Annotated in this window: 15 protein-coding genes; 6 read left to right on the forward strand and 9 right to left on the reverse strand. The window is 71.5% G+C overall.

Going from position 1 to position 19,147, the window contains the following annotated elements; translation table 11 throughout:
- Positions 1-110: 110 nt before the first annotated feature.
- The 4 genes from D7W81_RS00005 to D7W81_RS00020 all read right to left on the reverse strand — a co-directional run bounded on the left by D7W81_RS00005 (position 111) and on the right by D7W81_RS00020 (position 5,034).
- Positions 111-626 (reverse strand): hypothetical protein, encoded by a 516-nt coding sequence (locus D7W81_RS00005; protein ID WP_147445293.1) that lies wholly within the window; start codon positions 624-626, stop codon positions 111-113.
- A gap of 54 nt (positions 627-680) precedes the next feature.
- On the reverse strand, positions 681-3,698 hold the full coding sequence (locus D7W81_RS00010; protein ID WP_120553245.1) for a CHAT domain-containing protein: 3,018 nt from the start codon (positions 3,696-3,698) through the stop codon (positions 681-683).
- Entirely contained in the window at positions 3,695-4,306 is a 612-nt protein-coding gene (locus D7W81_RS00015) for an RNA polymerase sigma factor (protein WP_244226880.1), read from the reverse strand. Before D7W81_RS00015 ends, D7W81_RS00010 begins: the two co-directional genes overlap by 4 nt.
- A gap of 107 nt (positions 4,307-4,413) precedes the next feature.
- On the reverse strand, positions 4,414-5,034 hold the full coding sequence (locus D7W81_RS00020; RefSeq protein WP_120553247.1) for a hypothetical protein: 621 nt from the start codon (positions 5,032-5,034) through the stop codon (positions 4,414-4,416).
- Between the two features lie 117 nt (positions 5,035-5,151).
- Between D7W81_RS00020 and dgcN the strand changes: the two genes are divergently transcribed.
- Together dgcN and D7W81_RS00030 are read left to right on the forward strand one after the other, a co-directional pair.
- Positions 5,152-6,165 carry an N-acetyltransferase DgcN gene (dgcN, locus tag D7W81_RS00025; RefSeq protein ID WP_120553248.1) on the forward strand — a complete coding sequence of 338 codons (1,014 nt, stop codon included), beginning with the start codon at positions 5,152-5,154 and terminating at the stop codon, positions 6,163-6,165.
- Between the two features lie 63 nt (positions 6,166-6,228).
- Complete coding sequence (locus D7W81_RS00030; protein ID WP_120553249.1) at positions 6,229-6,957, forward strand: YebC/PmpR family DNA-binding transcriptional regulator; 729 nt, start codon at positions 6,229-6,231, stop codon at positions 6,955-6,957.
- Between the two features lie 31 nt (positions 6,958-6,988).
- Here the strand turns inward: D7W81_RS00030 and D7W81_RS00035 are convergent, their stop codons facing one another.
- Genes D7W81_RS00035 through D7W81_RS00045 form a run of 3 tightly spaced genes read right to left on the reverse strand, consistent with a single transcriptional unit; the run spans position 6,989 to position 11,357 of the window.
- The gene (locus D7W81_RS00035) at positions 6,989-8,701 is read right to left on the reverse strand and encodes a sodium:solute symporter family protein (RefSeq protein WP_120553250.1); all 1,713 of its coding nucleotides are present in this window, start codon (positions 8,699-8,701) and stop codon (positions 6,989-6,991) included.
- Positions 8,698-8,877 carry a hypothetical protein gene (locus D7W81_RS00040; RefSeq protein WP_120553251.1) on the reverse strand — a complete coding sequence of 60 codons (180 nt, stop codon included), beginning with the start codon at positions 8,875-8,877 and terminating at the stop codon, positions 8,698-8,700. Before D7W81_RS00040 ends, D7W81_RS00035 begins: the two co-directional genes overlap by 4 nt.
- Positions 8,874-11,357, reverse strand: coding sequence for a PIG-L family deacetylase (locus D7W81_RS00045; protein WP_120553252.1), 2,484 nt, complete (start codon positions 11,355-11,357; stop codon positions 8,874-8,876). The genes D7W81_RS00040 and D7W81_RS00045 overlap by 4 nt, the downstream gene beginning before the upstream one ends.
- A gap of 95 nt (positions 11,358-11,452) precedes the next feature.
- Between D7W81_RS00045 and bshC the strand changes: the two genes are divergently transcribed.
- Genes bshC through bshA form a run of 3 tightly spaced genes read left to right on the forward strand, consistent with a single transcriptional unit; the run spans position 11,453 to position 15,089 of the window.
- The gene (bshC, locus tag D7W81_RS00050; RefSeq protein ID WP_208721103.1) at positions 11,453-13,126 is read left to right on the forward strand and encodes a bacillithiol biosynthesis cysteine-adding enzyme BshC; all 1,674 of its coding nucleotides are present in this window, start codon (positions 11,453-11,455) and stop codon (positions 13,124-13,126) included.
- Positions 13,123-13,929: a bacillithiol biosynthesis deacetylase BshB1 gene (bshB1, locus tag D7W81_RS00055; protein WP_120553253.1), complete on the forward strand. Its 807-nt coding sequence runs from the start codon at positions 13,123-13,125 to the stop codon at positions 13,927-13,929. The genes bshC and bshB1 overlap by 4 nt, the downstream gene beginning before the upstream one ends.
- Positions 13,926-15,089, forward strand: a complete 1,164-nt coding sequence (gene bshA, locus D7W81_RS00060) for an N-acetyl-alpha-D-glucosaminyl L-malate synthase BshA (protein ID WP_120553254.1) — start codon at positions 13,926-13,928, stop codon at positions 15,087-15,089. Before bshB1 ends, bshA begins: the two co-directional genes overlap by 4 nt.
- 23 nt (positions 15,090-15,112) lie before the next feature.
- Here bshA and D7W81_RS00065 read toward each other — a convergent pair whose 3' ends face one another.
- Positions 15,113-15,970 (reverse strand): DUF2911 domain-containing protein, encoded by an 858-nt coding sequence (locus D7W81_RS00065; RefSeq protein WP_120553255.1) that lies wholly within the window; start codon positions 15,968-15,970, stop codon positions 15,113-15,115.
- A 152-nt stretch (positions 15,971-16,122) separates the two neighbouring features.
- Between D7W81_RS00065 and D7W81_RS00070 the strand changes: the two genes are divergently transcribed.
- Positions 16,123-17,766: a DUF2339 domain-containing protein gene (locus D7W81_RS00070; protein ID WP_120553297.1), complete on the forward strand. Its 1,644-nt coding sequence runs from the start codon at positions 16,123-16,125 to the stop codon at positions 17,764-17,766.
- Positions 17,767-17,825: 59 nt separating this feature from the next.
- Here D7W81_RS00070 and D7W81_RS00075 read toward each other — a convergent pair whose 3' ends face one another.
- On the reverse strand, positions 17,826-18,896 hold the full coding sequence (locus tag D7W81_RS00075; protein WP_120553256.1) for an ADYC domain-containing protein: 1,071 nt from the start codon (positions 18,894-18,896) through the stop codon (positions 17,826-17,828).
- Positions 18,897-19,147: the final 251 nt, after the last annotated feature.

Genomic DNA, 19,147 nt, shown 5'->3' on the forward strand with positions numbered 1-19,147 from the left:
GGTGGGCGGGGGTCCATCCAGGAACGTGAAGGCCGTGGCCTTCCAGGGTGAGGCGACGTGCCCCTACCCTGGCGCCACGGCCATCCAGTCCGTCCCGTGAGAAACCGGGACTAGCGCTGCAGCGGCGTGCCGACCTTCACCCGGGCCTTGTCCAGCTTCAGGGTGGACAGCTCGCGGTTGATGTTGGCCACGTCCGACGGGCTGATGGGGTCCGGATCATGTCCGCCCGGGGGACCGCCGCCCTTGGGGCGCGGGCCTTCGGGGGCGACGGCGCCGCCGCGGTCCGGGTCCACCAGGGACGTGCCGCCGGCCTGCACGTCCGCCAGCGCCTTGAAGCCGGCGGTGCTGCTGGCCGCCTCCTTCTGGGTGAGCTGCTTCACCAGCGTGAGCTTCCCGCTGCTCCGGTCGTACCGGTACAGCCGGGTGCCCTTCGCGCCCTCATCCACGGCCACGTCCACCGCGCCGGTGGCCTTCGCCCTGGCCGGGCTCGCCATGGGCTTCGCCGCCGGGGCGAGCTTCACCGGGGTGTTCTGGGTCTTCGCCTGCTGGGCCCCCGCCTGCGCCGCTGACAGCGTGGCGATGCCCACGGCCATCCTTCCCACTGCGGACTTCCAACGCGTGATCATGATTCCTCCCGGTTCCCTTACGCGCGGCGGCGCGAATATTCGGCGGGAGTCTACTTATTCGAACGCGACCAGGTCCTGGATCCACCGGGCGCTGCCCTGATGGAGCCACCGCGCGCGGGTGTCCCGGAGCGCCTGGGCCGGCGGGCTGCCGCGCCGCACCGCTTCCAACAGGGCCTGGAAGAAGGCCCCGGCCTCCACGTCCGGCACCTCCGTGGACGGCGCGACCACGGCCCGCGCGCCTGCCTGGATGAGCGCCGACGGCAGGCTCCACACCGCGTGGTAGCGCCAGGCGCCCACGTTCGCGTCACAGGCGGCCAGCATCACCACCGGGGCGCCCTGGAGCGTGTGGCCCTCCAGGTCCTCTGCGGTGAGCGCGTAGCGGCCGGCCGCGTCCGGGGACAGCGCCAGGAAGGCGGCGTCGGACACGGCGCCGGAGAGGCCGTGCGTGTGCAGCTCCACCTCCGTGGCGTCCTTCATCTCCGCGAGCACCGCCTCCGGCGTGGCCGCGCGGCCCCGCAGGTGGACGTCGCCCGGTCCCGTCACGCCCTTCCATGGCATCAGGCGCGGCAGCCCGAGCGTCGCGGGCGGCTCCACGTCCGACACCACCAGCCGCTTCGGGGCGGGCGCCGCGGCGGGAGCGTCCACGCGGTGTCCGCCGGGGGCCAGGTAGCTCCACGCGCGGTCCCCCGGCAACACCCCCGGGCGCCCCTGGAGGATGGGCTCCGCGAGCACCCGCACCGCGTCGCAGCCGGAGAGCAGCTGGAGGAGCGACTCGGGCACCGCGGGCACCTGTTCGCGCAGGGGCCGCCGGAGGGCGTTGAGGTACAGCCCGTTGCTCGCGCCGGTGGGGCCCCGGGCGACGAAGAGCAGCCGTTCATCCTGGCCGGCCAGCGCCAGCAGGCACGACGTGGGCGCGGCGCGGTCCACCTCCTCCGCGAGCAGGTCCACGGCGGGGCCCCACTCCTTCGCCCGGCCCGCGTCCATCGCCAGCACGTGGTGGCTGTGGGCCCAGGCCTTGCGTGCCTCGATGTCGGTGGAGCGCAGGAGCGCCGAGCCGGTGATGACGCCACGCAGGATCCGCTGTCCCGCCTCGCGGTCGCGCTCGATGACGAGGCGCCCTTCGATGTGGTCCACGAGCAGCCGCTCACCGGCCGTCAGCGATGGGTCCTCGCGCAGCACGCGGATGCGCTCGCGCACGCGGTCCAGCTCGCGGCCCGGCACCGTGCTGCCCTCCATCCGCAGCAGGTCTCCGGCGACGGCGACCTCCAGGAGCATGGGCGCGGTGGGACAGGCGAGCGCGTCCTGCACCTCGCGCCGGGCCCGCTTCGCGTCCAGGGCCTCCACGAAGAGGAGCGCCCGGGCGTGGTGGTACTCGGAGCGGCGCGCGCAGTCCTGCGGATCGTGCTGGACGTACTCGTCCAGGTAGGCACGGGCCAGGGCCGGGGCGTGGCTCAGCCGCGCGCTCGTCACCAGGTCGGACAGGAGCATCTCCTCCTGGAACCAGCTGTCGGTGCGGAAGGCCTCCTCCAGCGCGGAGCGGGCCAGGACCTCCGCCTCCTTGCGGCGGTCCAGCCGGTTGTAGAGGGCGGCCAGGTGCCGCTGGAGATCCACGCAGCGGTACTGGAAGCCCGCGCTCCGGCACGACGCAAGCCCGTCCTTGAGGGACGTCTCCGCCGTCCGCATGTCCCCTCGCGCCTGCGCCGCCTGCGCCCGGCCCCGGGCGAGCGGAGCGTCGTACCAGGCGGGCTCGTCGGACTGACGGACCAGCGGCGTCAGCTCGTCCACGAAGCGGTCCTCCTGGTGGAGCAGCAGGATGGCGCCCAGCAGCAGGTCGCGCTCACCGGAGCGCCGCAGCCGCGCGAGGAACGCGTCCGCCTCCGCGCCCTCCAGCGTCCGCATGCCGGCCAGGACTTCGCGGTAGGTGTTCGCCAGCGGGCCGCGCTTGTGGAAGTCCGCCGCCGCGACGCGGGCCACGTAGGCGCTCGCTGTCTTCGTGCGGGTGACGTCGTCCAGCAGCTCGGCCAGCGGCGCCAGCGCCTTCACGCGCTCCACCGTCGGGGCCGCACGCAGCGCGTGGTAGAGGTACAGCCGCGCCAGGTCCGGGTTGCGACGCGCCATGGAGGCCGGGTACGGCGTGCCGTCCAGCGCCAGCGTCATGCCGGCCGCGTTCATGGCCTTCCACGAGTCCCGCCGCGCCAGCGCGCCCTTGCGCAGGCCGTCCGCGCGCTCGAGCGCCTCGGTGCTCCAGCCGGGCTCCTTCGCCTGGGCCACGAGGGAGAACTCCGCCGCCGCGGCCAGCTCCAGCGAGAGCGCCTGGAGCGCGAGGCCCCGGTTCCAGTGCAGCCGCGTGTCGTCCGGCGCGGTCTCCAGGCCGCGCTCCAGCAGGGTCAGCGCGCGCTCCGGCTGGGCACGGCCCAGGGCCGCCAGCGACAGGTCCCCCATGACGGCGGGCGACGCGGGCAGACGCTCCAGGATGCGCTCCGCCCGCTCGAAGTCCCCGGCCGCGAGCCAGGCGGTCGCGACGCCGTGCAGGTCGCCCTTCGCCTCCAGCGCCGTCAGGGCCTTGAGGTCCAGCTCTGGCCGGCCGTCGGAGCCGCCGCGCATGGTGCCCAACCCGCGGTAGCCCGCGAGGCCCGGGTGGCTCAGCCGGCCCTCCAGGGGACGCGCGGCGGCGAGCGCGAAGGGCAGCGCCCGCTCTGTTTCGGAAGAACGCCACGGACGCCCCACCGCCAGCACCGCGAGCACCACCGCGGCAGCGGCCGCCGCGAAGCCCGCCACGCGGCGGCGATCCCAGGCGGAGCGGGCGCGGGGGCGAGCGGACGGAGCGCGCGTTCCCGCATCGGACACCGGCCCGGTGCGGGAGGCTGTCGTGCCGGGCACGGGCTTGAGTCCCGAGCCGGATGCGGAGCGCGCGTCCGCTGCGGCCTGGACCAGGAGGCTCGCCTGCACCTGGTCCTCCAGGGCGGCCTGGCACTCCGCGCAGTCCGCGAGGTGGGCCTGGAAGGCCTCGGCCTCCTCGGATGGAAGCTCCCCGTCCACGAAGGCGGCGAGCTGTTCACAGGACACAGTCACGCCGGGCCCCCCGCGGTGCCTTCCCGGGCGAGGAGCAGCTCCTTGAGCTTCTTGCGCGCCCGGAACAGGCGGGTGCCCACCGTCATGGACGGGATGCCGAGCCGCCGGCCGATCTCCGCGTAGCTCTGTCGCTCCATGTCCTTCATGCGGACCACCTCGCGCAGCTCCGGGGGAAGCTGTTCCACCGCCAGCCACACGTCATCCAACGTGTAGCGCGCCCATGTCTCCGGGGCGGCTTCGGCCTCCGCCAGGGTGTCCCCCATCGCGTCGGTGAATTCCTCCTGGGGGTGGCGCCGGTCGTGCCGGCACCAGTCGAGGAAGCGTCGAACGAGGATGGACGCCAGCCACGCCATGGGGGGCGCGGACCGGTCATACGTATGAAACGCGCGGAAGGCCCGCTCGTAGGTTTCCTGCAACAGGTCCTTCGCGTCCGCCGGGTTGCGCCCCCGGCACAGGATGCGGGCCCGCTCCTCCAACGCCGGAGCGCACCGCGCGATGAGCGCCTGGAACTCCGCGGCGTCCCCACCGGACGATGAAGACACCTCCGGCGCGGATGCGGAGGACTCCCCGGGCCGGGGGGCGGTGCGGGGCGATCGCGGGCGGAACACCACGGGGCCGTTCCTAGCAGGAGCGGCCCCGCCCGCGAAGTCCGTCGACACCCTCCCCGGCGCTTCCCACCCGGCAGGTGGGAGGCCCGGGACGGTGGCCCGGAGGGCTAGCAGGGGCCGTTGCCGATGCGGACGCCCGTGCGGACCCGGCCCTTGAAGACGCCCAGCGCCGCCCCGAGCCCCGTCACGCGCATCTTGCTGTAGCCCGACCCGCCCGTGCCGATGTTGACGCGCAGCGAGCAGTGGGCCGGCCAGAAGAGGGTCGCGGGGTACCAGGTACCGGTCGTGGTCACCGAGCCCAGGCCGAACCAGACACCGTTCTTGTAGCCGAACGCCGAGCCAGAAATCGCAATGCCCTTGCAGGCGCTCTCCGTGACGTTGCTCGTCGCCGGGATGACCTCCACGAACGGCTGGGCGTAGTTGCCGCCCAGGCCGGTGACCTCCGTCACGAAGCGGTGGGGACACGACGGCTGGTCATAGGTGCCGTCATTGGAGGCCGCCGACGCGTCCGCGTACGAGCAGTGGGGAAACACGGCGGTGACCACCGCGCCATCCGGCTGCGCCAGCACCACGTCCGACCCCACACAGGACTCGTCGAGGTCCTGCTCCTGACTGGCCAGGGACTCCTCCGCGACGTCGGAGGTGGCGGTCTCCTCCTCCAGCGGACCGCCACAGGCGGTGGCGAGCGAGGCGGCGAACAACAGGGCGGCGGACGAGGAGAAGCGCATGGGGTGACTCCGTGAGAAAGGGGCCCGTATGCGGGCTCCTCCCTGTTACGTCCGCTGTCGCGCTTATTCCCCCGCGCCATTTCCACGCCGTTTTTCCGCCGTGCTAAGGCACCGCGCGTGGACATCGACAAGCCCTACCTGCTGTTCCTGGGAGACGTGAAGGATCAGCTCGCGGCCAAGACGGCCCACGGCGTCGTGGACTGGCGGCCGGACTGGTGCGTGGGTCAGCTTCGCCTTCCGGGCTGCGTGGCGGACTGTGGCCTGCCGGACATGGACATCGCCCAGGCGAAGGCGAAGGGCGCGCGCACGCTGGTGGTGGGCGTGGTGAACCCGGGCGGCGTGCTGGCGGACGCGTGGGTGGACACGCTGGTGCGGGCGCTGGAGGCCGGACTGGACGTGGCCACCGGGCTGCACAAGCGGCTGTCCTCGTTCCCCGCGGTGGCCGCGGCGGCGGCGAAGCATGGGCGCAAGCTGCACGACGTGCGCTTCGCGGACCGGGACTTCGCCACCGGCCAGGGCACGAAGCGGCCCGGCCTGCGCGTGCTGACCGTGGGCACCGACTGCGCGGTGGGCAAGAAGTACACGGCGCTGGCGCTGGAGAAGGAGCTGCGCCAGCGCGGGTGGAAGGCGGACTTCCGGGCCACCGGACAGACGGGCATCCTCATCTCCGGGCGCGGCGTGGCGCTGGATGCCATCGTGTCCGACTTCGTGTCCGGGGCGGCGGAGTGGCTCACGCCCGCGAACGACGCGGACCACTGGGACGTGGTGGAGGGCCAGGGGTCGCTGTTCCATCCCTCCTTCGCGGGCGTCACGCTGGGCCTGCTGCACGGCGCGCAGCCGGACGCCTTCATCGTCTGTCACGAGCCCACGCGCACGCGCATGCGCGGCGTGCGGCACCCGCTGCCATCCATCCAGGACGTCATCGACCGCACGGTGCTGGAGGGCCGGCTGACGAACCCGGCCATTCAGTGCACGGGCATCGCCATCAACACCGAACACCTGCGCGAGGACGAAGCGCTGGCGCTGTTGGAGTCCACGGGCCGGGCGCATGGCCTGCCCTGCGTGGACCCCCTGCGCACGGGCGCAGGCCCCCTGGCGGACGCGCTGGCGAGCCGCTTCCCGCGCGGCTGACGCGCGGGCCCCTTCTTCCGAAACCCTCTCCACCGGAGCGGGTCACGGTATATTGAGGAAACCATGGGACGCATTTTCGAGACACGCAAGGCGACGATGTTCGCCCGCTGGAACAAGATGGCGAAGGTCTTCACGCGCATCACGAAGGACATCGTGATCGCGGTGAAGTCCGGCGGACCGACGATCGAATCAAACCCCGCGCTGCGCCGGGCCGTGCAGAACGCCCGCGCGGCGAACATGCCCAAGACCAACGTGGACGCCGCCATCAAGCGCGCCAGTGGTCAGGACCAGGCCGACTACCAGATCCTCCTCTACGAAGGCTTCGCGCCCCACGGCGTGGGCATCCTGGTGGAGGCCGCGACGGACAACGTCACGCGCACGGTGGCCAACGTCCGCTTCCCCTTCACCAAGCTGGGCGGGAGCATGGGCACGGCGGGCAGCGTGTCCCGCCTCTTCGAGCACATGGGCGCCATCCGCCTGGACGCCGAGGGCGTGAACCAGGAGGAGCTGGAGCTGGAGCTCATCGACCACGGCCTGGAGGAGATGGGCGAGACGACCGGCGAGAAGGGCGAGAAGCAGCTGCTGCTGCGCTGCAAGTTCGCGGACTTCGGCAAGCTCATGTCCGCGATTGAAGCCAAGGGCATCGCGACGGTGTCCACCCAGTCCGAGTACATCCCCCTGCCCGGCACCCTCAAGGAGCTGCCCGAGGAGCAGGCCACGGAGGTGCTCAAGCTGGTGGACATGCTGGAGCAGGACGACGACGTGCAGCACGTCTTCCACAACCTCGCCTGAAGCACTCCGAAGTCCTGGCACCCCCGCGGACTCAGGCCCCCGTCGCCGGGGCCTGCGTCTCGCCGCGCGGCAGGATGCCCTGCATCACCAGGCTCAGCACCACCACCAGCGCACAGCCGATGACGTTGAACCAGAGGTAGCCCACGTCGGAGAGGAAGAAGAGGGCAATCACCGTCGCCTGGGAGATGACAGCCGCCGCGAACACGCCATGGCCGCGCACGTGTTTCACGAAGAAGGCCACCAGGAAGATGCCCAGCACCGTGCCGTAGAAGATGGAGCCCAGGATGTTGATGGCCTGGATGAGGTTGTCCAGCAGCGAAGCGAAGGTCGCGAAGGCCACCGCGACCAGCCCCCAGAACACGGTGAACAGCTTGGACGCCACCAGCACGTGCCGGTCCGAGGCGCCGGGCTTGAACACCCGCCGGTAGAAGTCCACCGTCGTGGTGGTCCCCAACGCCGTCAGCTCGCTGGCGATGGAGCTCATGGCCGCAGACAGGATGACGGCGATGAGCAACCCGAACAGCCCGCTTGGCAACCAGCGCTTCACGAAGGCGATGAAGATGTAGTCCGAGTCCTTCGTCTCCGCGCCCGGAAGCGCGCGCGCCACCATGTCCTTGGCCTCCTTGCGGACCGCGCCCGCCTGCTGCTGCGCGCCCTGGAGCAGCGCCCGTGACGCCTCGCCAGCCGCCACGTCGCCCGACTCGACGGCCGACAGGTAGCGCTCCACCTCCGCGCGCTTGCCGGACTGGACCTGCTCCCACTTCGCTTCCAGCTCGGCGTACTCGGCCGCCTGCGGCGTGGCCTGCACGCGCGTGCGCAGCGCCTCGTTGAAGAGCAGCGGCGGCGTGCTGAACTGGTAGAAGACGAAGACAAGAATCCCGACGAAGAGGATGAAGAACTGCATCGGGATCTTCAGCACGCCATTGAAGAGCAGCCCCAGCCGGCTCTCGGAGATGGAGCGGCCCGTCAGGTAGCGGCCCACCTGGGACTGGTCCGTGCCGAAGTACGACAGGGACAGGAACAGCCCTCCCGTGATGCCGGACCAGAAGTTGTAGCGGTCCTGCATGTCGAAGCCGAAGCTCACCACGTTCATCCGGCCGAACGCACCGGCGACGTCCACCGCCTTGCCGAACGACACGTGCTCCGGCAGGCGCCAGAGGATGACCGCGGCCGCCACCACCATGCCGCCCATCATCACCACCATCTGCTGCTTCTGCGTCTGGCTCACCGCCCTGGAGCCTCCCGTCACCGTGTAGAGGATGACGAGCGCGCCCATGGCGATGACCGTGGGCTCCAGCGGCCAACCGAGGATGGTGGAGAGGATGATGGCCGGCGCGTAGATGGTGATGCCCGCGGCCAGGCCGCGCTGGATGAGGAAGAGGAAGGCGCCCAGGAGCCGCGTCTTCAGGTCGAAGCGTGACTCCAGGTATTCGTACGCGGTGATGACGTTCAGCCGGTAGTAGATGGGCACGAAGACCGCGCTGATGATGACCATCGCGATGGGCAGTCCGAAGTAGAACTGCACGAAGCGCATCCCGTCCTCGTAGGCCTGCCCGGGGACGGAGAGGAAGGTGACGGCGCTTGCCTGCGTGGCCATGACGGCCAGGCCAATGGTGGGCCACTTCAGCTCACGGCCTCCACGCATGTACTCGTCGCTGGTGGCCTGCCCCCGGGACTTCCAGAGGCCCCACACCACGATGCACGCAATCGTCCCGCCCAGGACCAGCCAGTCGAGCCCCGTCACGCGTACGCCTCGGTGAGCACCCAGAACAGGGCGACGAACAGCACGAAGATGCCCAGCACCAGGATGTAGATGTTGCGCCAGGAGCCCAGCAGCGGCGGCGCGTCATCGAGCTCGGGCCGGTGCGCGGGGGCGGCTTCGGCGGGCTCACGAGGGGTCAGTTTGGGAGCGGTGCTCATGGAGAAAGGATGTTGGCCAACAGGCGGTAGGCGCCGGGAACCCCGGCGGGGAGCTGACGGAAGAAGGCGAGGCCCGTGTAGATGAAGGTGCCCTTGCCATGACGCGCGACCAGCAGCGCGCCCTGGAGCGGCGCCTCGCCGGCATCGTGCATGGCGAACACGGGCTGATAGCGGGCGTCCCACGACGACGCGAAGTAGAGGCCACGCTCCTGCACCCAGCCCTCGAAGTCCGCGGCCGTCAGCGCATTGGGCGCGCGCAGCAGCGGTTCATTGGCGCGCAGCGGCGTCATCACCGCCGTCTCGTCCGTCACCCGGTCGCGGCCAATCTCCATCGGATAGGGCCCGACGAAGGACGTGAGCGGCCCCACGCGGCTGTTGGTGTTGTACTGCACCACCAGCCGCCCACCGCCTTCCACGTACTGGAGCAGCCGCTCCCGGTGGACGGTCAGGTGCGTGTTGGCGTTGAAGGCGCGCACGCCCACGAGGATGGCGTCGAAGCGCTCCAGCTTCTCCCGGGCCAGCCGCTCCTCGGGAAGCAGCGTCACCTCGTAGCCCACCGCGCTCAGGCTCTCCGCGACGCGGTCGCCCGGACCGGGGATGTAGCCGATGCGCTTGCCCTTCATGGCCAGGGAGAGCGGCACCACCGTGGCCGTGGAGGGCTGGCGCACCGTCAACGGCGGGATGTGGGGATGGGACACGGAACGGGCACGCCATGACCAGGCGCGGTCCCCCACGTCGACCTCCACGGAGAGGACTCCCTGCTGCGTCGAGCCCTGGGGTGGCGTGACCTGGAAGGTGGCGGTGCGCTCGTCTCCGCGCGCCGCGAGCTTGAACTCGACGGAGGCGGGCTCCACGCGCCAGCCGGGCGGCGCCACCATCCGCACCGTGCCCGGCACCTGGTCCATCCCCGCGACCAGCACCACCGGCACGGCACGGGACTCACCGTTGGGGAACATGAGCACGTCCTGCGGCAGCGTGGCGGTGACGGGCGGGGCGATCTCGAAGTCACGGTACAGCTCGCCGCGCACCGGGTCCGTCCAGGCGTAGACCACCGGACGCACCGCGCGGAAGCGCCGGCCCGCGACCTGGTACTCGAACGCCACCGATAGCGCGGGAGCGCCCTCCGGCTGGCCGGTGAGCGCGCGGTCCTCGTCCTTGAGCGTGTAGAGCCCTCCGGTGACAGGCTCCCGGAGCCAGTAGGGCGTGGAGATGGGCGCCGTCGCCGGCGGCGTCACCGTGCGCGACAGCTTCAGGGGCACGTTCGCGCCCAGCGCCTTCCCCACGGCCTCGGGTTTCTCACCTGGCAGTGTCAGCCCCACCCACTCGACGGCGGCGGGCGAGCGGTTCAGCGCCACCACGTCCAACGCCACGGGCAGGCCCGGGATGCCCGTGGGCGCGGCGGCACGCACCTCCAGGAACAGCCCCGCGCAGGCGGCGATGAGCGCCTCCGTCTCACGCAGCTTGGGCGCCTTCCACGGGTGGGTGTCCGGCAGCGCGGTCAGCGCCTCGTGGACGCGGACGAGCGCGGGCAGGGAGCGGTGGGGGGCGCGCGCATCGAACGTCTTCATCGCGGCGGCCACCGCGCCGGACACGGCCTCCGAGCCCTTCCAACGCTTCCAGGAGAACTCGAGCCCCTCGAACACGTCGCGCTTCGGAAGCGTCCCCGCCAGCGGCGTGAAGTACTCGGCGCCGGGGCCCCGGTCCGCGGCCTGGCCGAAGCCCTGGCTCTTGTGCTGGCTGCGGCTCTCCGCGGCCACCTCCCCCCACGAACGCCCGAGCAACGCGTCGTAGCCGCCCACCTCCAGCTTCACGTAGCGGGACAGGTCCTCATCGGGCTTGAACGACCACGAGGAGGCGTTCTGCAGCAGGCGATCCGCCTTCCACGGCTTCACCTCGGACAACTGCTCGGGGAAGCGCTTCGGGTCCGCGGCGGCGATGAAGGCCTCCGCCGCCAGCAGCGCGGAGGCCGTGTGGTGGCCGTGGTTCGGCGGCGCCGTGGTGAAGCGGGTGATGATGACGTCCGGCTGGAAGCGCCGGATGGCGAGCACCACGTCCGCCAGCACCGCTTCATGTCCCCAGATGCGCAGCGCCTCTTCCGCGCTCTTCGAATAGCCGAAGTCCCGCGCCCGCGTGAAGAACTGCTCCGCGCCGTCCACGCTCCGCGCGGCGAGCAACTCATGCGTGCGGATGAGCCCGAGCAGGGCGTCCTGTTCGGTGCCGATGAGGTTCTGCCCACCATCACCGCGCGTCACGGACAGGTAACCCGCGCGCAGGCCGCGCTCTCCCACCAGCCACGCGAGCAAGCGCGTGTTCTCGTCGTCCGGGTGGGCCGCGACATAGAGCACACTGCCTGTCACACCGAGCCGCTTCAGGCCCGCCGCGATTTCACCCGCGTGCAGCTGCCGGGCAGGCCGCGCCACCGCCGTCGACCCGATTCCAAGGCTCATGGCCAGCATCATTCCGAGGAGCAGGTTCCGCATCCGCGCGGACCCTACAACAAGCCTCTTCCCTGCGCGCGGCCCGCATTCATTCCGGGTTGACGCCCGCCGCCACGGCCGCGCGACGACGTGCGCGCATGCACTTCCGGTGGCGTGCCCGCCGCGACCTGTTATCACCGCATGCCGTGACGTCCTCGTTCTCGACCGCGTGGCTTCGCGGAGATGCGTCCGCGCTCGCCTTCCTTTCCGACGACTATCGGCACCGTGAAGCGCGCGCCCGGGCCGTGGCCGCCGCCGCGTCGCGCACGGTGTCGCCCGCGCTGCTGGACGTCCTCGCCGCGCAGAACGCGCGCCTCGCGCCGAGTCCCGCCCGGGAGCGCAACCTCGCGCTGCTCGCGCGGCCCGGCACCGTGGCGGTGGTGACGGGACAGCAGATGGGCCTCTTCCTGGGCCCGCTGTACACACTCTACAAAGCCGCATCCGCCATCGTCACGGCGCGCGCGCTCCAGGAAGAAACCGGCCGGCCCTGTGTTCCCGTCTTCTGGCTCCAGACGGAGGACCACGACCTTCCGGAGATTGACCACTGTTTCATCCCGCGCCGGGGCGGAGGGCCCTGTCGCGTGGCGCTCGAGCTTCCGGATGCGGCAACGTCTCGAGCGCCCATCGCCCACCGCCACCTGGGCCCGAGCGTCCTCCCCGCCCTGGCCACCCTGCGCGCCGAGCTGGGAGCAGAACCCCACGCGGAGGAGTTCCTCTCCCTGCTGGAGCAGGCCTACCGTCCCGAGGCCACGCTCGCGAGTGCCTTCACCGACGTGCTGTCGTCCCTCTTCGCCGACGAGGGCCTCGTCTTCCTCGACCCTCGGGACGCACGGCTGGCGCCACTGGCCGCGCCGGTGCATCGCTTCGCCCTCCAGGAAGCGGGGACACTCTCCGCGGTGCTCGCGGCCCGTGTGGAGGCGCTCGACCGCGCGGGCTACACGGTGCAGGTCCATGTCCGCCCGGGCTCGCCGCTGAGCTTCTTCTCACCGGATGCGCTCGAGGGCCCGCGCTACCGGTTGGACCCGGCGGAAGCGGGCGCCTGGAGTCTGGTGGGCCACCCGGAAGACAGCGCCATCACCCAGGACGCGCTGCACGCCGCCCTGGAGCGCGAACCGCTGCGCTTCACCACGTCCGCGCTGCTGCGTCCCCTCCTCCAGGACACCTGGCTCCCCACGGCGGCGTATGTCGGCGGCCCGGGCGAGCTGGCCTACTTCGCGCAACTGGCGCCGCTCTACGCCCACGCGGGCCAGCCGATGCCGCTCGCCATTCCCCGGGCCCGCTTCCGCGTGCTCGATGACCGCGCGCGCCGGTGGCTGGGCAAGGTGGGGCTTCAGCCGGATGAGGTGAACGTGCCGCGCGACGCGCTGCTCACGCGGCTGGCCACGCGGGATGCCCCGGAGTCGCTGGAGACGCCCGAGGCCCTGGAGGCCCGCCTCTTCGGGGCCTTCTCCTCCGAGCTGGAGCGCGTCGCCGGACAGGTGTCGGCGGTGGACGCGAACCTCCAGGACGCGCTGCGCCGCACCCGGGGCACGGTGCGGGTCGCGGTGTCCCGGCTGACGGGCCGCTACCGCCGCGCGCTCGCCCGGCGCGATGCCACGGCGGCCGAACAGGTGGACCGCCTGCGCACGTTCCTCTTCCCGCAGGACGCGCCCCAGGAGCGTGTCCTGGGGCTGCCCTACTTCGCCTGCCACATCGGGGCGCGTGCCTTCACGAAGGGGGTGCTGGACGCGTGTGTCCCCTTCCACGGTGACTCGAAGGACCTGACGCCATGAGCGCGACCGGCACCGCCTACGGCATCGACGTCCTCGCCTTTGGCCCACACCCGGATGACGTGGAGTTGTTCTGCGGCGGGCTGCTGGCGAGCATGGCCGCCCGCGGCTACCGCACCGGCATCGTCGACCTGACGCGCGGCGAGAAGAGCTCGCGCGGCACGCTGCAATCCCGCGCGGAGGAAACGGAAGCCGCCACCCGCGCGCTGGGGCTGGCCCACCGGGAGAACCTGGAGCTGCCCGACGGCTGGCTCAATCCGTGGGCGGGCTTCGACGCGCCCGAGCCCGAGCGCGCCCGCACCGCCGCCGTGGCCCGCGTGGTGGAAGCGCTGCGCCGCCTGCGTCCGGAGCTGGTCGTCGTGCCCTGGGAGCAGGAGCGGCACCCGGACCACGAGGCGGCCAGTGCGCTGGTGACGCGCGCCCTCTTCTTCGCGGGCGTGCGCAAGTTCGACGCGGAGCCCGCCGCGGAGCCCTTCACGCCGCGGCAGATCCTCTACTACCCGCTGCGCCACCTGGCCGAGCCCAGCGTCGTCGTCGACGTCTCCGCCGTCTACGAGCGCAAGCTGGCCGCGGTGCACTGCTACGCCAGCCAGGTGATGCCCCGCCCGGACGCCCCACCCACGCTGGTGGGCTCACCGCTGTCGCTGTCCTCACTGGAAGCCCGGGACCGCTTCTATGGCGCCCAGATTGGCGTCACCCACGGCGAGCCCTACGTCCTGCGCGAGACGCTGGGGCTGGCCGACCCGCTCGACCACTTCCGTAGGAATAGCTTCGCCCGGCCCCTGTTCTTCCCAGCACGCACATGAACGCCCCGCTCAACGTGGCCATCACCTGCTTTCCGACCTTCGGTGGCAGCGGCATGGTCGCCACGGAGATTGGCCTCGCGATGGCGGACCGGGGCCACCGCGTCCACTTCATCGCCCGGGACCTGCCGGTGCGTCTGCATGGCGCGAACCGGAAGGTCGTCTTCCATGAGGTGACGGAGAGCGACTACCCGGCGCTCCAGCAGTCCAGCACCTATCCCATCGCGCTGGCCTCCAAGATGATCGAGGTCGCCAGCTACGAGCGCCTGGACATCCTGCACGTCCACTACGCGGTGCCGCACGCCACCGCCGCGTGGATGGCGCGCGAGGTGCTGGGCGACAGGGCGCCGCGCGTCGTCACCACGCTGCACGGGACGGACACCACGCTGGTGGGAATCGACCCCAGCTACCTGCCAATTACGCGCTTCTCCATCCTGCGCAGCGACGCGGTGACGGTGCCGTCGGCCTACCTGCGCCGCGCGACGTGGCAGGGCTTCGACATCCCGGAGAGCGTCCCCATCGACGTCATCACCAACTTCGCGGACACCGCGCGCTACGCCCCGGTGCGCGACCGCGCCTGCCTGCGCGCGCTCTTCCCGGCCCTGCATGACGACGAGCCGGTGCTCATCCACGTCTCCAACTTCCGGCCGGTGAAGCGCATCGCCGACGTGGTCGCCATCTTCACCGAGGTCCACCGCCACCGTCCCTGCCGGCTGGTGATGGTGGGAGACGGTCCGGAGCGCTCGCCCGCGGAGCGGATGCTGCGGGAGAAGGGCCTGGAGGACCGCGTCGCGTTCCTCGGCAAGCAGGACCGCTTCGAGGAGCTGGTCGCCGCCTCCGACGTCTTCCTGCTCCCCAGCGAGCAGGAGAGCTTCGGGCTGGCCGCGCTGGAGGCGCTGAGCTGCGGCATTCCCGTGGTGGCCAGCGACCTGGGCGGAATCCCGGAGCTCGTCACGCACGGAGAGACGGGCTTCCTGGCGCCGCTGGGGGATGTCCCCGCCATGGCCCGGCACGTGCTCACGCTGGTCGAGGACGCGGAGCGCTGGCAGGGCTTCTCACACCGCGCGCGGGCGCGGGTCCTGGAGCGCTTCCAGAAGGACCCCGCCATCGACCGCTACGAGGCGCTCTACCGCCGGCTCCTGACGGGGCCCCTCCGTCGCTGAGGGGCCCCGGGAGCTCAAGCGGGCTACTTCTTGTTCTTCCACTCCGTCAGCGCCTGGGAGACCTCGTCACGCGCGTAGAAGTTCTTGTCCTTCTGCCCCAGGTCCCACGCGGTCTGCGCGGCCTTGCGGGCCTCGGCGTACTTGCCCGTCTGCGCCAGGATGTTCGCGCGAGTCCAGTGGGCGTACCAGGTGGGGTTGGCGGCCACGGCCGCGTCGGCGTGCTTCAGCGCGGCGGCGGGGTCCTTGGCGGTGCCCGCGAGGTAGGAGGCCGCGCTCGTGTGCATGCTGGCCATGCTCTTCTCCGCCTGCTCGATGTTGGCCTTCGAGAGGGCGGCGGTGTCCACCGTGATGGGCACGGAGACGCGCAGCTTCTCCCACTCCAGGTCCAGCCGCGTGCCGGTGTCCGTGGTGTCGGTGAAGAGGTACGTCAGGCGCTCGCGCGCCGGAATCGCCGTGGTGGTGGCGCTCACCGTGGCCACGTCCTTGGAGGCGTCATAGGACGTGCCGCCCCGCCACAGGCCCAGGTCCGTGTTCAGCATCACCTTCCAGCCCTTCTGCGAGGGCAGGCTGACGATGGCGTAGGAACCGGCCGGGACGGCCTTGCCGCCAAAGGTGACGGGGTGGCTGAAGGTGATCTTCGTCGCCGCGTTGGCGCCGCTGCGCCACGCCGCGTCGTTGGGGACCAGCTCGCCCCAGATCTTCCGGCCCTTCACTGCGGGGCTGGAATATTCGACGGAGATTTCGGAGACACCCACCTCCTGCGACACCTTCGCCGCGGGGCTGGGGGCCGGCAGTTTGAGCTGAGCCAGCGCGGGCATCGCCGACAGGAGCATGAGCGCGGAGGCCATCCGGCCGAAAAGCGGGTTCTTCATCGTCTTCACTTCGTCCTTTCCGACCCGGGAAGGGTCGCAGAGCCTGCGGAGTGTATAGACGAGGTTTCGCGCCGCCTCACCCTCCCAAATTGAAGGGACGCCGCGCCTGTGCTTGAAGAGGCCGCGGGCCGGGAAGCGCGTTGGAGCACGAGGGGAAGTCCATGTCGGACGAGGGTGAAGGGCAGGACCTGCGGGACACGGTGAAGCGGCTGGAGGCGACGGTCGCGGCCCTGGAGACGCGGCTCGCGAAGGTGGAGGCCCGGGAGGCACCGCGCCCCGTCGCCGCGCCCGCCGTCCCTGTCGACGCGCCCGCTGTCTCCGTCGCCGCGCCCGAGCAGCGCGACCTGGAGGCGCATGTCGGCACCTACTGGCTGAGCCGCCTGGGCATCGTGGCGCTCATCATCGGCATCGCGTACCTCATCACGTACCACTTCGGGGAGCTGGGGGTGCTGGCGCGCGTGGGCGCGGGCTACCTGCTCAGCGCGGGGCTGGGCGCGTTCGGGTTGTGGCTGGCGAGGAAGCATCAGCTCTTCGGGCGCATCGTCTTCGGCGGAGGCCTGGCGCTCGCGTACTTCGTCACCTACGCGCTGCACTTCATCCCGGCGGTGCGGGTCATCGACAGCGAGGTGCTGGCGCTGGTGCTGCTCGCGGCGTTCGTGGTGGCCATCGTCACCATCGCGCACCGGATGCAGTCGGAGACGGTGGCGGGCATCGCGCTGTTCCTGGGACTGCACACGGGGATGCTCAGCGACATCACCGCGTTCACACTGCTGTCCACGACGTTGCTCGCGGCGGGTGCGCTGTTCTTCCTCGTGCGCAACCGCTGGGTCATCGTGCCCCTGTCCAGCCTGGTGGCCGTGTACAGCACGCACGTCGTCTGGGCGGTGCGTACGGGCCACATGGCGCCGGGCGCCCCCGAGGACGACCGGCTCTTCTTGAGCCTGGGCTTCCTCGCGCTCTACTTCCTGCTGTTCTCCGTGGCGCTGCTCGTCCGCCCGCGCGACCTGCCCCTGCGCGCGAGCCTCGCGTTCACCCTGCTCAACTGGGTGGGCCTGACGTCGCTGGGCGCCTACGAGGTCTCCCAGGAGCAGGACTCGCGCCTCTTCACGTTCCTGCTCGTCGTCGCGCTGGCGCATGGCGCGGCGGCGGCCGTGGCGCGGCTCCAGCGCGCGCCCGTGGGGCTGACGCACGCGTACCTCGCGCTGACCGCGGTGACGCTCGCGCTGGCCATGCCCGCGCGCTACGACGACGTCGCGCTGGTGGCGGCCTGGACGGTGACGGGGCTGGTCGCGGGCCTGGCCGCGCGCGGAGTGGAGTCCCCGGTGCTGCGCGGCGTGGGCGTGCTCATCCTCTACGTGGCGCTGGGGGCCTGTGAGTGGGAGACGCCGGGGCGCCTGACGCTGCTCATCGGGCTGGTGGTGGCGTTCGTCCTGGTGGAGCGCGGCGGGACGGTGCGCGTCGCCGGCCTGCCCGAACCCGAGGCCCGGACGCCCTTCACCGCCATCTGCGCGGTGGGCGCGGGGCTGGCCCTGGTGGCGCTGGTGGGCGCGCGGATGCCCGGGGGACTCGTGACGCTGGGTTGGGTCATCGCCGCGTTCCTCCTCTTCGGCGTGGGCTTCACGGTGCGCGAGCGCTGGTACCGGCTGGCCGCGCTCGCGGTGCTGGGGCTCGCCCTGGGACGTCTGGTGCTGGTGGACGTGGCGAAGCTGCCGCCGGATCAGCGGGTCATCACGTTCATCCTGCTGGGCGTGATGCTGCTGGTCATCTCATACACATACACGCGGCTGCGCGACCGGCGCGGGTGAAGGCAGACACCCAGGCTTGAAATACGAGGCTCGCGCCGGGGCCCGTGACCGGGGGCGTGCTACGGGCCCTTGGCCGCGGAGGCAGCGCCCTTCGGGGCCGCGAACGTCAGGTTCCGCAGCAGCGCGGCCTCGGGGCGCACGTTCATGCGTCGCACCGTGCAGCGCTCCCCTTCCCCTTCGCCGGGAACGACCGCCGCGTCTGGCTGGAAGCGGTTGGGGCACTCCTGGAGGAGGGTCGCCAGCTCGCGGCCGTCACGGGTGCGGGCCAGGCAGGTGGCTCCGTCGGGTGCCCACGCCGCCTCGAATGAGGCCTTCGCCGGATCCCACTCCCCCCGCTCGACCATGCCGAACCGATCATAGACATCGATGGTGGTGCCCTGGTGCGTGTGGCTCCGGCCATTGCCACAGTAGTCCGCGCGCGCCATGCGGGTGCAGGCCTGGTGGAGTTCGGCCAGCGGCTTCCCGTCCCGGCGGTCCCAGGGTTTGTAGCCCCACTGGATGCACTTGGTGATGGCGCCGTTCTCACAGGCGAAGGTGAGCTTGCCCGGGGCGTCGTGGTGGGCCCCGCTGGCATCCCAGACGCCGCTCACCGCGAGGGCCCGGGGGTTGGACTCGCGGCCCACGGCGACGCAGGGGTTCTCCCACTCCTGGGCCACCGCGTTCCACGCCTCGATGCGGTAGAAGACCGTTCCCGGATCCTCGGCGGACGGTTCGGCGTCGCAGAGGGCCACCTCCACGGGCTTGCCGCCGCTGTTCGTCCCCTGGAGCACGGTGCCGACGACGTCCCGGGGAGCCGCCCCTGCCTCCGAGAAGGGAGAAGCGACCAGGTGCCCGCCCTCGAGCCGCAAGGCCTTCACCCCGCCCTCCGCCCGGCGCAGGGGCGCGAGGTCGGCCGAAACGAGCACGCTGCTGCGCTCGTCGGCCACCTTCTCCGTGTTCCAGTCCCGCTTGGTGCCCCACAGCATCGTTCCCTGCGGCCTGGCGATGCGGCTGCCGGACGAGCCCTGGCAGCGGCGCGCGTAGCGCTCGGCCTCCGAAACCTGGCCCGCGGGCCTTGCGGAGGCCGGAACTCCCGCCTGCGCCAGGGAGGGAAGCTGAAGGAGCAGACAGACCACCAGGGACTTCTTCATCGCGTTTTCTCCGGCACGCCCAGGGACGGAATTGATGGACCGTGATTGGGAGAGACAGGGACTTGCAAAGTCATGCACGGAATTCTCCAGCTGTCCCATGGCCCACCAGCCTGGCGACCTCCGCGTGACACCGCCGGAGAGCCAGGGTTCACTGGCCATGTCTGCGTTCAACGGGGAAACATGAGGCGCATGCTCGGGTGGATGGTGGTTGTCGTGGTCTGCTGTTCGGCGGGAGCGGCGACAGCGAAGGA

Origin of the sequence: Corallococcus aberystwythensis (genome assembly GCF_003612165.1) — a bacterium.
Lineage (GTDB): Bacteria > Myxococcota > Myxococcia > Myxococcales > Myxococcaceae > Corallococcus > Corallococcus aberystwythensis.

Excerpts from the sequence above, each read along its gene's own strand:
- D7W81_RS00005 (WP_147445293.1), bottom strand. The coding sequence starts at position 626 with ATGATCACGCGTTGGAAGTCCGCAGTGGGAAGGATGGCCGTGGGCATC.
- D7W81_RS00020 (WP_120553247.1), bottom strand. The coding sequence starts at position 5,034 with ATGCGCTTCTCCTCGTCCGCCGCCCTGTTGTTCGCCGCCTCGCTCGCC.
- D7W81_RS00030 (WP_120553249.1), top strand. The coding sequence starts at position 6,229 with ATGGGACGCATTTTCGAGACACGCAAGGCGACGATGTTCGCCCGCTGG.
- D7W81_RS00040 (WP_120553251.1), bottom strand. The coding sequence starts at position 8,877 with ATGAGCACCGCTCCCAAACTGACCCCTCGTGAGCCCGCCGAAGCCGCC.
- D7W81_RS00045 (WP_120553252.1), bottom strand. The coding sequence starts at position 11,357 with ATGCGGAACCTGCTCCTCGGAATGATGCTGGCCATGAGCCTTGGAATC.
- bshC (WP_208721103.1), top strand. The coding sequence starts at position 11,453 with ATGCACTTCCGGTGGCGTGCCCGCCGCGACCTGTTATCACCGCATGCC.
- bshB1 (WP_120553253.1), top strand. The coding sequence starts at position 13,123 with ATGAGCGCGACCGGCACCGCCTACGGCATCGACGTCCTCGCCTTTGGC.
- bshA (WP_120553254.1), top strand. The coding sequence starts at position 13,926 with ATGAACGCCCCGCTCAACGTGGCCATCACCTGCTTTCCGACCTTCGGT.
- D7W81_RS00070 (WP_120553297.1), top strand. The coding sequence starts at position 16,123 with ATGTCGGACGAGGGTGAAGGGCAGGACCTGCGGGACACGGTGAAGCGG.
- D7W81_RS00075 (WP_120553256.1), bottom strand. The coding sequence starts at position 18,896 with ATGAAGAAGTCCCTGGTGGTCTGTCTGCTCCTTCAGCTTCCCTCCCTG.